The 13,551-nt window shown below is 52.3% G+C and carries 16 protein-coding genes; all 16 read right to left on the bottom strand.

Translation table 11 applies throughout. The features are described from left to right. Window positions 1–11 precede the first annotated feature (11 nt). The 16 genes from rpsQ to rpoC all read right to left on the bottom strand — a co-directional run bounded on the left by rpsQ (window position 12) and on the right by rpoC (window position 13,487). Entirely contained in the window at window positions 12–269 is a 258-nt protein-coding gene (gene rpsQ / locus GPICK_RS03375; protein ID WP_039740508.1) for a 30S ribosomal protein S17, read from the bottom strand. Between the two features lie 12 nt (window positions 270–281). Beyond that, the gene (gene rpmC, locus GPICK_RS03370) at window positions 282–470 is read right to left on the bottom strand and encodes a 50S ribosomal protein L29 (protein ID WP_039740507.1); all 189 of its coding nucleotides are present in this window, start codon (window positions 468–470) and stop codon (window positions 282–284) included. After that, window positions 460–882, bottom strand: coding sequence for a 50S ribosomal protein L16 (gene rplP, locus GPICK_RS03365; protein ID WP_039740504.1), 423 nt, complete (start codon window positions 880–882; stop codon window positions 460–462). Before rplP ends, rpmC begins: the two co-directional genes overlap by 11 nt. A gap of 18 nt (window positions 883–900) precedes the next feature. Next, window positions 901–1,536 (bottom strand): 30S ribosomal protein S3, encoded by a 636-nt coding sequence (gene rpsC / locus GPICK_RS03360; RefSeq protein WP_039740502.1) that lies wholly within the window; start codon window positions 1,534–1,536, stop codon window positions 901–903. A gap of 18 nt (window positions 1,537–1,554) precedes the next feature. After that, window positions 1,555–1,887 carry a 50S ribosomal protein L22 gene (gene rplV / locus GPICK_RS03355; protein ID WP_039740501.1) on the bottom strand — a complete coding sequence of 111 codons (333 nt, stop codon included), beginning with the start codon at window positions 1,885–1,887 and terminating at the stop codon, window positions 1,555–1,557. 18 nt (window positions 1,888–1,905) lie between these two features. After that, window positions 1,906–2,187 (bottom strand): 30S ribosomal protein S19, encoded by a 282-nt coding sequence (gene rpsS, locus GPICK_RS03350; RefSeq protein WP_039740499.1) that lies wholly within the window; start codon window positions 2,185–2,187, stop codon window positions 1,906–1,908. 25 nt (window positions 2,188–2,212) lie between these two features. Beyond that, a complete protein-coding gene (gene rplB / locus GPICK_RS16810) occupies window positions 2,213–3,037 on the bottom strand; it encodes a 50S ribosomal protein L2 (protein WP_084201327.1) in 825 nt (274 codons plus the stop codon). A gap of 25 nt (window positions 3,038–3,062) precedes the next feature. Continuing rightward, entirely contained in the window at window positions 3,063–3,347 is a 285-nt protein-coding gene (locus GPICK_RS03340; RefSeq protein ID WP_039740495.1) for a 50S ribosomal protein L23, read from the bottom strand. Next, window positions 3,344–3,967, bottom strand: coding sequence for a 50S ribosomal protein L4 (gene rplD / locus GPICK_RS03335; protein ID WP_039740491.1), 624 nt, complete (start codon window positions 3,965–3,967; stop codon window positions 3,344–3,346). The genes GPICK_RS03340 and rplD overlap by 4 nt, the downstream gene beginning before the upstream one ends. Window positions 3,968–3,990: 23 nt before the next feature. Next, window positions 3,991–4,623: a 50S ribosomal protein L3 gene (rplC, locus tag GPICK_RS03330; RefSeq protein WP_039740489.1), complete on the bottom strand. Its 633-nt coding sequence runs from the start codon at window positions 4,621–4,623 to the stop codon at window positions 3,991–3,993. Window positions 4,624–4,650: 27 nt separating this feature from the next. Continuing rightward, window positions 4,651–4,959 carry a 30S ribosomal protein S10 gene (rpsJ, locus tag GPICK_RS03325; protein WP_010943487.1) on the bottom strand — a complete coding sequence of 103 codons (309 nt, stop codon included), beginning with the start codon at window positions 4,957–4,959 and terminating at the stop codon, window positions 4,651–4,653. Window positions 4,960–4,977: 18 nt separating this feature from the next. Beyond that, on the bottom strand, window positions 4,978–6,168 hold the full coding sequence (tuf, locus tag GPICK_RS03320; protein WP_039740461.1) for an elongation factor Tu: 1,191 nt from the start codon (window positions 6,166–6,168) through the stop codon (window positions 4,978–4,980). Window positions 6,169–6,194: 26 nt separating this feature from the next. Further along, window positions 6,195–8,273 (bottom strand): elongation factor G, encoded by a 2,079-nt coding sequence (gene fusA, locus GPICK_RS03315; RefSeq protein ID WP_039740482.1) that lies wholly within the window; start codon window positions 8,271–8,273, stop codon window positions 6,195–6,197. 37 nt (window positions 8,274–8,310) lie between these two features. Next, window positions 8,311–8,781: a 30S ribosomal protein S7 gene (gene rpsG, locus GPICK_RS03310; RefSeq protein WP_039740480.1), complete on the bottom strand. Its 471-nt coding sequence runs from the start codon at window positions 8,779–8,781 to the stop codon at window positions 8,311–8,313. A gap of 23 nt (window positions 8,782–8,804) precedes the next feature. Continuing rightward, window positions 8,805–9,176 carry a 30S ribosomal protein S12 gene (rpsL, locus tag GPICK_RS03305; RefSeq protein ID WP_012648698.1) on the bottom strand — a complete coding sequence of 124 codons (372 nt, stop codon included), beginning with the start codon at window positions 9,174–9,176 and terminating at the stop codon, window positions 8,805–8,807. A 144-nt stretch (window positions 9,177–9,320) separates the two neighbouring features. Next, complete coding sequence (gene rpoC, locus GPICK_RS03300) at window positions 9,321–13,487, bottom strand: DNA-directed RNA polymerase subunit beta' (protein WP_039740474.1); 4,167 nt, start codon at window positions 13,485–13,487, stop codon at window positions 9,321–9,323. Window positions 13,488–13,551 lie beyond the last annotated feature (64 nt).

Here is a 13,551-nt window from a genome sequence, read left to right as displayed (position 1 = left end):
TTATCTCCTGCCTATTCGAACCTATCGATAATCTGACGAACCTTCCAACGCTTATCTTTACTAAGAGGCCGAGCCTCAACGATCAGCACTCTGTCGCCAACTTTGCAGCTGTTATCCTTATCATGCGCCTTATACTTAGCGCTACGTTTAATGTACTTATTGTACACAGGGTGTTTGACAAGGTGTGAAACCCTTACAACCACAGTCTTATCCATTTTGTCACTTACAACTACACCCACCTGGGTTTTTCTATTTCCGCGCTCACTCATGTGTGCCTCTCTCTAGCCTCTTTTCTCACGGAGGACGGTATTAATCCGGGCAATATTTTTCTTCAGCGCCGATATCTTAGCCGTATTTTCAAGCCTGCCGGTATGGAGCTGAAAGCGCAGATTGAACAGTTCTTGCGTGAGCTCGTTGTTTTTAACCGCCAGTTCTTCAAGGGACATATTCTTAAGGTCACTAGCTTTCATAACCTTCCTTCCTGGAAATGAATTTCGTTCCAATCGGAAGTTTATGAGCCGCCAGACGGAACGCCTCGCGAGCCACTTCCTCAGTCACTCCCTCCATCTCATAAAGTACTCGACCTGGCTTCACGACACACACCCATGAATCCGGGGAGCCTTTTCCTTTACCCATCCGGGTTTCAGCAGGCTTGGCAGTCAATGGCTTATCCGGAAAAATTCTGATCCAGATCTTACCGCCACGCTTGATGTAGCGTGTCATGGCAATACGTGCGGCTTCAATTTGCCGTGAATCAATCCAGCCACACTCCATCGCTTGCAGACCGAATTCACCAAATGCAAGCGAAACGCCTCGTTGCGGCGCTCCCTTCATGCGCCCCTTCATCTGCTTTCTATGCTTAACTTTCTTGGGCATTAACATCGTGAAAAGCTCCTGTTTCTATTTTTGACCGGGGAGAACTTCACCTTTGAAGATGAGCACCTTAACACCAATGATGCCATAGGTAGTCTTCGCTTCGGCAAACCCGTAGTCTATATCAGCACGAAGTGTATGCAGGGGAACACGACCTTCACGATACCACTCGGTTCGAGACATTTCCGCACCACCAAGACGCCCTGAGCAAGTGATCCGAATTCCTTTAGCACCAAACTTCAGAGACGAAGTGACACTTTTTTTCATTGCACGACGGAAAGCAACTCGGCGCTCCAATTGCAATGCAACGTTCTCTGCAACCAATTGAGCGTCTAACTCCGGCTTTCTAACTTCCTGGATATTGAGAAAAACCTCTTTATCAGTAAGCTTAGCCAGCTCCTTCTTCAGCGTCTCGACCTCAGCGCCCTTTTTGCCGATGATGAGCCCTGGTCTCGCCGTAAAAATGTTAATCTTGGCCTTGTTGGCAGCACGCTCAATCTCAATTTTCGAAACGCCTGAATTATAAAGACGCTTCTTGAGAAAATTTCTCAACTTGAGATCTTCGTGAAGCAGTTTCGAGTAATCTGCCTCTGCATACCAACGAGAATCCCACGTTCTTATTACACCAAGCCGGAATCCAATAGGATTTACTTTCTGACCCAAGAGATCACCTCCGTCCGATTACTTATCTGCCAAAACCACGGTAACGTGGCTGGTCGGCTTTCTGATCTTGCTCGCTCGCCCTTGTGCACGGGGAGTGAACCGCTTAAGGACCGGACCACCATCTACAAATATGGTCTTCACAAAAAGCCGATCAACATCCGACGTTCCCTTCTGCTCAGCATTTGCGACTGCAGACTTAAGCAGTTTTGATATAAGCTTTGCGGACGGCTGCGGGGAGAATCGGAGTATCGTGAGAGCATCCTGAATCCCCTTGCCCCTCACCATATCGACAACCAAGCGTGTCTTTCGTGGTGAAAGGCGGGCAAATGACAATTTTGCTCTTGCTTCCATTTTCTGCTCCTTTAACGATTACTTCTTCTTCAGCTTGCTTTTCTTGTCCGCAGCATGCCCGTAAAAGGTTCGCGTCGGAGCAAATTCACCGAGTTTGTGACCGACCATATTCTCGGTAACAAACACAGGGATAAACTTCTTGCCATTATGAACCGCAATCGTCAGCCCGATAAAATCAGGAGTTATCGTAGAACGACGCGACCATGTCTTTAGTACTTTTTTTGAACCAGGACCTTCGGCAACAACCTTCTTTTCAAGGTGAGCATCTACAAAGGGGCCCTTCTTAATCGAGCGTGCCATGGTTTGAATCCTTTAAATGCAGGTATTATTTAGTACGTTTCTTGATGATAAAGCGTGAAGACGTTTTATTCGTCCGGGTCTTGTAACCCTTCGTAGGGATACCCCAAGGAGTAACAGGATGGCGCCCTCCCGAGGTTCTACCTTCACCACCACCGTGGGGGTGATCAACAGGGTTCATTGCAACACCCCGAACCTTCGGACGCCGACCGAGCCAACGGGAGCGGCCTGCCTTACCAAGCGAAACATTTTCATGATCAAGGTTGCCAACTTGACCAATAGTCGCAATGCAGTCAAGAAGAACCATGCGAACTTCACCCGACGGAAGTTTCACCTGCGCATACTTGCCTTCCTTCGCCATCAATTGCGCAAAGGTCCCCGCGCTCCGTGCCAGTTGCCCACCTTTTCCAATCTTCAATTCAATGTTATGAATGATGGTACCAAGTGGTATAGCACGAAGAGGCAACGCATTTCCCGGCTTAATATCGGCACTAGAACTGGAGACTACGACATCACCGACCTTCAAATCTGACGGTGCCAGAATATAACGCTTCTCGCCGTCAGCATAGTTAAGCAGTGCGATCCGGGCACTCCGATTCGGGTCATACTCGATGGATGCCACCTTTGCAGGAATCTCAAGCTTATTCCGGCGGAAATCAACCATACGATATTTCTGACGGTGGCCACCACCGATGTGGCGAGCGGTAATTCGACCGAAGTTATTCCGGCCACCGCTCTTCTTCACTTTAACCAAAAGTGACTTCTCAGGCTTAGAGGAGGTTATTTCTTCAAAGGAGGAACACGTCTGATGTCTGCGTCCTGCCGATGTCGGTTTATACGTTTTAATCGCCATGAGTTCTTACTCCGCTGCTACGAAATTATATTTCGAAGAAATCTACGTTACTTTCTTCTTTAAGGGTAACGTATGCTTTTTTCCAGTTGGATCTCTTGCCGACTTGCCTGCCAACCCGCTTTACTTTGCCAGCAATATTAACAGTATTTACTTCAGCAACCTCAACTTTGAAAAGCTTCTCAACCGCTTCTTTGACCTCAATCTTGTTTGCGTTTCTATCTACAACAAACGCAACAACATTCTTTGTATCTTTTTCGATTGTGGTCTTTTCGGTAATCAAGGGCTTCTTAATTACATCATAGATGTTCATGACTGCAGCACTCCTTCGACCTTACGAACAGCTGTCTGGGTCAAGATGACATTGTTGTACTTTACAATATCGAAAACATTGAGGTGATCTGCCTTGAGCACCTTCACATCTTTAACATTACGCGCTGACAGCTCAAGATTTGTGTTCTGCTCATCGATAATCACAAGGGTCTTGCTAAGATCAAATGCCTTCAGCACAGAGACAAATCCTTTAGTAGAAATAGCTGGTAAAGCTATAGCATCAACAACTGCCAGTTTGTTCTCTTTGTAAAGCATTGAAAGAGCCGAACGAACGGCAGCCCGACGAGCCTTCTTGTTCATGCTTAAGTTATAACTCTTCGGCTGAGGTCCAAACGCGACACCACCACCGACATAATGGGGTGCGCGAATGCAACCTTGGCGAGCTTGGCCTGTACCCTTCTGACGATACGGCTTCTTTCCACCACCAGACACAGCCGCACGGTTCTTAACAGCAACCGTTCCAGCACGCCTGTTAGCAAGCTGCACCTTTATAGCTTCATGGATAAGATACTCTTTGACATCCGTGTTAAACACTACATCGCTGAGTTCCATCTCCCCAACTTTTTTCTTTTCGATATTGTAAACATCAATGATGGCCATTGTACTCTCCGTAAATCTCTTATCTAACGGGCCTTAACCGAATCCTTCACCAGAACGATCGCATTTTTCGCCCCAGGAATGGCTCCTCTAATAAGGATAAGATTGTCTGCAGCATCAATACGAACGATCTGAAGCCGCTGAACCGTCACCCGTTCATTACCGAGTTGACCCGGCATCTTCTTATTCTTGAATACCCGCGAAGGATACGCAGAACTCCCGATAGAACCAGGTGCACGGTGGAAGCAAGAACCATGGGAGGACCGTCCTCCTCTGAAACCCCAACGCTTCATAACGCCTTGGAAACCCTTGCCAATACTGGTTCCCGTGACATCAACATAATCACCAGGTTGAAACGTTTCCGCGCTAATCACATCGCCCACGTTATATGAATCAACATCATCAAGCCGGAACTCACGCAGAAACGTAAAAGCACCCTTGCCTGCACTCTTGCAATGACCAACAAGAGACCGATTCACCTTATTGGCATCCTTCTCTTGGAAGCCGACTTGAATTGCGTTATAGCCGTCGGATTCGACGGTCTTTTTCTGAAGAACAACACAAGGTCCCGCTTCAACAACGGTCACCGGTATCCGTTTCCCGTCATCAGCGAATATCTGAGTCATCCCCAGTTTTTTTGCGATCATTCCCTTCTTCATGGTGAAATCCCTATCCTTAAATTCTCGTTAGAGCTTGATTTCCACATCAACACCCGCAGAGAGGTCGAGTTTCATAAGAGCATCAACCGTCTGCTGCGTGGGGTCAAGGATGTCGATCAGACGCTTGTGAGTGCGAATCTCAAACTGCTCGCGCGATTTTTTATCAACGTGCGGTCCACGTAATACGCAGTACTTATTAATGACAGTCGGAAGCGGAATTGGGCCAGCAACACGAGCACCAGTTCTCTTTGCAGTGTCGACAATCTCACCAACCGATTGGTCGAGCAATTTATGATCAAAAGCTTTCAGACGGATTCTAATTTTTTGGCTTGGCATTTCGTCCTCGCGACTGCGTTATTCGATAATCGAGCTAACAACCCCGGCGCCGACAGTACGGCCACCCTCGCGAATCGCGAAGCGAAGCCCTTCGTCCATGGCGATCGGCGTGATCAGGTTGACCGTCACGGCGACGTTGTCGCCAGGCATGACCATCTCGGTGCCAGCAGGAAGGTCTACCACGCCGGTCACGTCGGTGGTCCGGAAGTAGAACTGCGGACGATACCCGTTGAAGAACGGGGTGTGACGGCCACCTTCTTCCTTGGTCAGGATGTACGCCTCGGCCTTGAACTTGGTGTGCGGGGTGATGCTCCCCGGCTTCGCGAGTACCTGGCCGCGCTCAATGTCTTCACGCTTTACGCCGCGCAGCAGAGCACCGATGTTGTCGCCGGCGCGACCTTCGTCGAGGAGCTTGCGGAACATCTCGACACCGGTGACAGTGGTCTTGACGGTGGTCTTGATGCCGACGATCTCGACTTCTTCGCCCACCTTGACGATGCCGCGCTCAACCCGGCCGGTGGCGACGGTGCCGCGACCGGAGATCGAGAAGACGTCCTCGACCGGCATCAGGAACGGTTTGTCGATGGCGCGCTCCGGCTCGGGGATGTAGTTGTCGACGGCTTCCATCAGCTTCAGCACGGACTCTTCGCCGAGCTCGTCCTTGTCGCCGTTGAGGGCCTTGAGGGCGGAACCCTTGATGATAGGGATATCGTCGCCTGGGAAGTCGTAGGAGGAGAGCAGTTCCCGGATCTCGAGCTCGACGAGCTCCAGAAGCTCTTCGTCGTCAACCATGTCGGCCTTGTTCAGGAAGACGACAATGTAGGGAACGCCTACCTGGCGGGCAAGCAGGATGTGCTCGCGGGTCTGGGGCATCGGCCCGTCAGCCGCGGAGACAACGAGGATGGCACCGTCCATCTGAGCCGCACCGGTGATCATGTTCTTTACGTAGTCGGCGTGGCCCGGGCAGTCAACGTGGGCATAGTGACGGTTCTCGGTTTCGTATTCGACGTGTGCGGTGGCGATGGTGATACCACGCTCACGCTCTTCCGGTGCATTGTCGATCTGGTCGAATGCACGAAACTCTGCTTGGCCGCGCTCCGCAAGAACCTTGGTGATGGCCGCGGTCAGCGTGGTCTTGCCGTGGTCAACGTGACCAATCGTTCCTATGTTGACGTGCGGTTTCTTCCTCTCGAATTTTGCCTTTGCCATTTAGGATTTCCTCCCTCAGCGAAATATTAGCCTTTAACTTTTGCAATTATCTCTTCAGACACCGACTTCGGTACCTGCTCATAGTGATCAAAAACCATCGTATAGGTTGCACGTCCCTGTGTCGCGGAACGGAGGTCAGTAGCATACCCAAACATCTGCGCAAGGGGAACCATAGCGCCAACAACTTGAGCGCCAGCACGGCCTTCCATGCCCATTATGCGACCGCGGCGTGAGTTGAGATCGCCGATGACGTCGCCCATATACTCTTCGGGAACAACCACCTCAACTGACATAATGGGTTCAAGAAGTACCGGTGAGGCCTTAGCTGCCGCCTCTTTAAAAGCCATGGAGCCAGCGATCTTAAATGCCATTTCCGAAGAGTCAACTTCATGATACGAGCCGTCAACAAGAGAAACCTTGAAGTCGACACAGGGAAAACCAGCCAACACACCGGTATCCATAGCCTCTTGAATCCCCTTGTCAACTGCCGGGATATATTCACGGGGGACAACACCGCCCTTGATCGCATCAACAAACTCATATCCCTTGCCCGGTTCCTGAGGCTCCATCTCAATCCATACGTGACCATACTGACCACGCCCACCAGACTGACGAACAAATTTCCCTTCAACCTTCACCTTCTTAGTCACCGTCTCACGATAAGCGACCTGCGGCTTGCCAACATTCGCCTCAACCTTGAACTCTCTCATGAGACGATCAACGATGATCTCCAAGTGCAGTTCACCCATACCAGAGATAATCGTTTGGCCCGTTTCCTCATCGGTTCGCACGCGGAAGGACGGATCCTCACTTGCAAGCTTCTGAAGACTGATACCAAGCTTTTCCTGATCAGCCTTGGTCTTCGGCTCAATTGCAATGGCAATAACCGGCTCAGGAAACTCGATTGACTCCAGAATTACCGGAGCATCCTCAGGACAAAGCGTATCCCCAGTTGTCGTGTACTTAAGACCGACTGCAGCAGCAATATCACCGGCAAGCACTTCCTTGATCTCTTCGCGCTTATTAGCGTGCATCTTAAGGAGACGACCAATCCGCTCCTTCTTGTCCTTAGTGGAGTTGTAAACATACGAACCAGAATTGAGCACCCCGGAATAGACCCTCATAAAGCAGAGTTGTCCAACAAAAGGGTCAGTCATGATCTTGAAAGCCAGCGCAGAGAACGGTTCACTGTCCGACGCCTTGCGCTCAATCTCATCACCATTCCGCGCATCAACACCCTTGATTGCAGGAATGTCAACCGGCGAAGGGAGGTAGTCAATAACAGCGTCCAGCAGGTTCTGAACACCCTTATTCTTGAATGCCGATCCGCAAATAACAGGGCAAATCTGAATATCAATCGTGGCATTCCGAATAGCAGCCTTTATTTCTTCTTTGGTCAGCTCTTCACCACCAAGGTATTTCTCCATAAGAACGTCATCATGGGAAGCGATCTCCTCAATCATCTTCTCACGATACTCCTGAGCAAGCTCAGCGAGGTCAGCGGGAACATCCTCAACATGAAACTTTGCCCCCAAGGACTCCTCATCCCACACGATCGCCTTCATCTCGACAAGATCAACAACACCGCGATACGTGTCTTCTGCGCCGATCGGCAACTGAATCGGTACCGGGTTCGCCTTGAGTCGATCCCGAATCATGGATACGCCGCGAAAGAAATCCGCACCGACGCGATCCATTTTATTAACAAAAGCGATTCTCGGGACACGATACTTGTCCGCCTGACGCCACACCGTTTCAGACTGCGGCTCAACCCCACCCACAGAACAAAACACGGCAACAGCGCCATCAAGAACACGCAAAGAACGCTCAACCTCTATGGTAAAATCAACGTGCCCCGGAGTATCAATGATATTTACCCGATGATCACCCCAGTTACAGGTAGTAGCAGCAGAAGTAATGGTGATCCCACGCTCCTGCTCCTGCTCCATCCAGTCCATCGTGGCGGCACCCTCGTGCACTTCACCAATCTTGTGAGTAACACCAGTATAATAAAGTATGCGCTCGGTTGTCGTCGTCTTACCAGCGTCAATATGCGCCATGATCCCAATATTCCGGGTTTTCTCCAACGGTACAAGTCGTGCCACAAGATCCTCCAGATACTTATACTAACCCTATATAAAACTACCAGCGGTAGTGCGCAAACGCCCTGTTTGCCTCAGCCATCCGGTGCGTATCTTCACGCTTCTTCACAGCAGCACCGCGATTGTTATAGGCATCCAAAATCTCACCCGCAAGCTTATCCGTAACCGTCTTCTCGGAACGATCATTCGCATACTTCACGAGCCAACGCATCGCGAGAGACATGCGGCGCTCAGCGCGAACTTCGACCGGAACCTGATAAGTGGAACCACCCACACGGCGAGACTTCACCTCAAGCGTCGGCTTGATATTATCAAGACACTTCTTAAGAACCTTCACCGCGTCCTCGCCGGCACGCTGAGACGCCAGATCCAACGCCCCATACAGCGCCCGCTCAGCGGTACTCTTCTTACCATCAAGCATTATCACATTGATCAACTTAGCAACAATGCGATCATTAAATTTAGGATCAGGCAAAATAACCCGCTTTGCAACTTCACGTCTTCTCGGCATAGCACCCTCTCACAAAGTCTTCTTTACTTAGGCCTCTTCGCACCATACTTTGAACGGCTCTTCTTACGATCCTTCACACCGACCGAATCCAGAGTACCACGAACAATATGATAACGAACACCAGGAAGGTCCTTAACCCTCCCGCCACGAATCAGCACAACAGAGTGCTCCTGAAGGTTATGACCCACACCAGGAATATACGAAGTCACCTCAATGCCGTTTGTAAGACGCACGCGAGCAACCTTACGCAGAGCCGAGTTCGGCTTCTTTGGCGTTGTCGTATAAACCCTCGTACACACACCGCGCTTCTGCGGACAGCACTTCAGGGCAGGCGCAGTCGACTTATCCTTCTTACTCTCCCGGCCGATGCGGATCAGCTGATTAATTGTAGGCATACACTCTTTCTCCCAGTTACCGCTTTTTCAGAGGATGCATTCTCCCCGCGGAAGCGACAAAAATAACAGCCAGCAAGTGGCTTGTCAAGTTTTTTTTACGTCAGCCAGCAGAAAGGAGGGAGCTGGACCCCCTCCCCCCCCTACCTACTCATCACCGTCATCATCTATCTCGGGGTATTCTTCAATCTCGACCGGAGGCGGGGAAGCGGGAACCACCACTTCGGACTGGTCTACGACGAGCTTCAGATTCCGGTACCGCGAAAGCCCAGTCCCAGCAGGGATGAGACGGCCCATAATGACATTTTCCTTCAGGCCGCGAAGGCTGTCCACCTTACCCTCGATGGCTGCCTGTGTCAACACTTTTGTCGTCTCCTGGAATGAAGCCGCCGAGATGAAAGACTCCGTCGAGAGCGATGCTTTCGTGATGCCAAGAAGCAACGGCTCGGCAATAGCCGGACGCCCCCCCTTGGCCAGCACTTTATCATTCTCCTCCTCAAACGCCCAACGCTCAAGCTGATCATCTATCAGGAAGCTGGTGTCTCCCACATCCTTGATCCGTACGCGACGCAGCATCTGGCGGACAATAGTTTCTATATGCTTGTCATTGATCTTGACACCCTGAAGACGATACACCTCCTGGACCTCGTCCACGAGATACTTGGCAAGCTCCTTCAGCCCCAGGACCCGCAGAATATCATGAGGGTTCGACGATCCATCCATGAGCGGCTCTCCCGCACGGACGTAATCGTTTTCATGCACACTGATATGCTTGCCTTTGGGAATGAGATATTCCTTCGGTTCGCCGATCTCAGGGGTCACAACCACCTTGCGCTTCCCTTTCGCGTCCTTTCCAAAGGTCACCACACCGTCAATCTCGGAGATAACGGCGAAGTCCTTCGGCTTGCGGGCCTCGAAGAGTTCTGCAACCCGCGGAAGACCGCCGGTGATGTCCTTCGTCTTGGTCGTCTCGCGCGGAATTTTCGCGATGACGTCACCGGCGTTGACGAACGAGTCCTCCTGAACGGAGATGTTGGCGCCCACAGGGAGGTAATACCGTCCCATTGAACTTTCGCCGATCTTAATCGTCTTGCCAGACTCATCTTTAATGGCGATCCGCGGCCTTTTGTCGGCGTCCCGCGACTCGACGATGACCTTACGGGACAGACCCGTGACCTCGTCAAGCTGCTCCTCCATCGTTACACCTTCAACGATGTCGCCGAACTTGATACGGCCCGACACCTCGGTGAGAATCGGCATGGTGTACGGATCCCATTCGGCAAGCGTTTCTCCCGGCTTGACCGGCTGATCGGGACCAATCTTGATCTTGGCGCCATAGACTACGGCATACTTCTCCCGCTCGCGTCCCGTTTCGTCCACAATAGCCAGCTCACCGTTGCGGTTCATGACAATGTGATGACCATCAACATTCACAACGCTATTGATATTGATAAACTTGATGCGACCCTCGGTTCGCGCTTCGAGCGAAGTCTGCTCGGCGTGCCGGGAGGCCGTACCACCGATGTGGAACGTCCGCATGGTGAGCTGGGTACCCGGCTCTCCAATGGACTGTGCTGCAATAACACCGACAGCCTCGCCGAGATTGACCAGATGCCCTCGTGCCAGGTCGCGACCGTAACACTTGGCACAGATGCCACGCCGGCTCTGACAGGTAAGAACTGAACGGATCTTGACCCGCTCGAGACCCGCATCCTCAATTTTCTTGACGAGATTTTCGTCGATTTCAGTATTGGTAGGAACCAGAACCTCACCGGTAACAGGATCAAGGACATCGTCGAGGGTTACACGGCCAAGGATGCGGTCACCGATATGCTCGATCACCTCACCTCCCTCGGTGAGAGAAGACACCGTGAGCCCATCAAGGGTCCCGCAGTCGTCCTCAGTGATGATGGCGTCCTGCGCGACATCGACGAGCCGGCGAGTAAGATATCCGGAGTTGGCGGTCTTGAGCGCGGTATCGGCAAGGCCCTTCCGGGCACCGTGGGTAGAGATGAAGTACTGAAGAACGTTAAGACCTTCCCGGAAGTTCGCGGTGATCGGGGTCTCGATGATCTCCCCGGACGGCTTGGCCATGAGGCCCCGCATCCCTGCCAGCTGGCGAATCTGCTGGGCAGAGCCCCGGGCTCCAGAATCGGCCATCATGTGAATTGCGTTGAAGGAGGGGACCTTCACCTCTTTCCCGTCAGGGGAATTAACCGTATCCTTCGACAGGTTGTCAAGCATCTCGCGGGCAATTTCTTCCGTCGATTTTGCCCAGATGTCGATAACCTTGTTGTAGCGCTCTCCGTCGGTGATGAGACCCTCGGTGTACTGATTCTGGATCTCCTTGACCTCCTCGGTAGCCCTATCGATGATGGCCGCTTTCCCTTCTGGGATGACCATGTCGTTCATGCAGATCGAAATGCCGGCAAGCGTCGAATAGCGGAAACCGGTCTCCTTGAGACGGTCGGCCAGAATGACGGTCTCCTTGTTTCCGGCAAGGCGGTAGCAGACGTCGACGAGGTTCGAAAGCTCCTTCTTGCTCATCACCTTGTTGATTGCCGAGAACGGCACCGCATCCGGCAAAATGTCGCGAAGGAGGACACGTCCGGTCGTGGCATCGACCAACTCCGGCTTCTCATCAGACACCAGGTTCTTGATGCGGACGGTTATCCGGGCCTGAAGGTCGACCTCACCGGCATCATAGGCAATCCGCACTTCCTCGGGTGAGGAGAAAATCTTCCCCTCCCCTTTGGCGAAGTGACGCTCGCGTGTCATGTAGTAAATGCCGAGAACCATGTCCTGGGACGGGACAATAATCGGCTTGCCGTGGGCCGGTGAAAGGATGTTGTTGGTACTCATCATGAGCACCCGCGCCTCGACCTGGCTTTCAATGGAGAGCGGGAGGTGAACTGCCATCTGGTCACCGTCGAAGTCCGCGTTGAATGCAGTACAGACCAGGGGATGCAGCTGGATTGCCTTCCCCTCGATTAGGACCGGCTCGAAGGCCTGGATACCGAGGCGGTGAAGGGTCGGGGCTCGGTTCAAGAGTACCGGGTGTTCCTTGATCACCTCTTCGAGAACATCCCACACCTCGGGGCGCTCTTTCTCCACCATCTTTTTTGCACTCTTGATGGTGGTTACGTAGCCCTTTTCCTCGAGCTTGTTGTAAATGAACGGTTTGAAGAGTTCCAGCGCCATCTTTTTGGGAAGACCGCACTGGTGGAGCCGGAGTTCGGGACCGACGACGATAACCGAACGCCCGGAGTAGTCAACCCGCTTACCGAGCAGGTTCTGACGGAAGCGTCCTGACTTGCCTTTCAGCATGTCGGAAAGCGACTTGAGCGGGCGCTTGTTGGGGCCGGCGATGGCACGACCACGACGACCGTTGTCAAAGAGCGCGTCGACGGCCTCCTGGAGCATCCGCTTCTCGTTGCGGATGATGACCTCGGGAGCCTGGAGCTCCATGAGCCGCTTGAGGCGGTTGTTACGGTTTATGACCCGGCGGTAGAGATCGTTCAAGTCAGAGGTGGCAAAGCGCCCGCCGTCGAGGGGAACAAGCGGACGGAGCTCCGGGGGAAGAACCGGGATGCATTCAAGGATCATCCATTCCGGACGGTTACCCGACTCCTTGAACGCCTCTACAACCTTGAGTCGCTTGGCGGTCTTCTTGCGCTTCGCCTCGCTTGTGGCCTCCACCATTTCCTGGCGAAGCTGCTCAGCCAGTTGGTCGAGATCAAGTCCCTTGAGGCAGTCGCGGATGGCGGCTGCCCCCATGCCCGCCTCGAATTGGCCGCCGTACTCCTCCATCGCCTTCAGGTAGCGGTCCTCGGAAAGCACTTCACAAGCCGTCATGCCGGTATCTTTCGGATCGGTCACGGCATAGGCCTCAAAATAGAGAACCTTCTCCAAATCCTTCAGTGAAATGTCGAGGAGGTTACCAATGCGCGAAGGGAGCGACTTTAGAAACCAGATATGGGCCACCGGGGTGGCAAGGTCGATATGACCAAGCCGTTCGCGACGGACCTTGGACGGAATCACCTCGACGCCGCACTTTTCACAGACGATGCCGCGGTGCTTCATCCGTTTGTATTTTCCGCAGTTGCACTCGTAATCCTTGGTGGGGCCAAAGATCTTGGCACAGAACAGACCATCGCGCTCGGGCTTAAAGGTGCGATAGTTGATTGTCTCGGGCTTTTTCACCTCGCCGAACGAACGTTCGCGAATCTTCTCCGGCGAGGAGACGGAGATGCGGATGGATGAAAAGTGGAGCGGATCCTTGGGTTTATCGTAAAAGTTGAAAAAATCTTCCAATTTCTAATCCTCCTCTGTCTAGGAGTGGTTATCTGTAACTTTCACCGTGTGCCATCGATGCCGG

This window comes from Geobacter pickeringii, from assembly GCF_000817955.1.
In the GTDB taxonomy this organism is placed as follows: domain Bacteria; phylum Desulfobacterota; class Desulfuromonadia; order Geobacterales; family Geobacteraceae; genus Geobacter; species Geobacter pickeringii.
Note: the sequence above shows the minus strand (reverse complement) of the source record. Positions and strands in the feature narration are given on the sequence as shown.

Excerpts from the sequence above, each read along its gene's own strand:
- rpsQ (WP_039740508.1), bottom strand. The coding sequence starts at position 269 with ATGAGTGAGCGCGGAAATAGAAAAACCCAGGTGGGTGTAGTTGTAAGT.
- rpmC (WP_039740507.1), bottom strand. The coding sequence starts at position 470 with ATGAAAGCTAGTGACCTTAAGAATATGTCCCTTGAAGAACTGGCGGTT.
- rplP (WP_039740504.1), bottom strand. The coding sequence starts at position 882 with ATGTTAATGCCCAAGAAAGTTAAGCATAGAAAGCAGATGAAGGGGCGC.
- rplV (WP_039740501.1), bottom strand. The coding sequence starts at position 1,887 with ATGGAAGCAAGAGCAAAATTGTCATTTGCCCGCCTTTCACCACGAAAG.
- rpsS (WP_039740499.1), bottom strand. The coding sequence starts at position 2,187 with ATGGCACGCTCGATTAAGAAGGGCCCCTTTGTAGATGCTCACCTTGAA.
- rplB (WP_084201327.1), bottom strand. The coding sequence starts at position 3,037 with ATGGCGATTAAAACGTATAAACCGACATCGGCAGGACGCAGACATCAG.
- GPICK_RS03340 (WP_039740495.1), bottom strand. The coding sequence starts at position 3,347 with ATGAACATCTATGATGTAATTAAGAAGCCCTTGATTACCGAAAAGACC.
- rplD (WP_039740491.1), bottom strand. The coding sequence starts at position 3,967 with ATGGCCATCATTGATGTTTACAATATCGAAAAGAAAAAAGTTGGGGAG.
- rplC (WP_039740489.1), bottom strand. The coding sequence starts at position 4,623 with ATGAAGAAGGGAATGATCGCAAAAAAACTGGGGATGACTCAGATATTC.
- rpsJ (WP_010943487.1), bottom strand. The coding sequence starts at position 4,959 with ATGCCAAGCCAAAAAATTAGAATCCGTCTGAAAGCTTTTGATCATAAA.
- tuf (WP_039740461.1), bottom strand. The coding sequence starts at position 6,168 with ATGGCAAAGGCAAAATTCGAGAGGAAGAAACCGCACGTCAACATAGGA.
- rpsG (WP_039740480.1), bottom strand. The coding sequence starts at position 8,781 with ATGCCGAGAAGACGTGAAGTTGCAAAGCGGGTTATTTTGCCTGATCCT.
- rpsL (WP_012648698.1), bottom strand. The coding sequence starts at position 9,176 with ATGCCTACAATTAATCAGCTGATCCGCATCGGCCGGGAGAGTAAGAAG.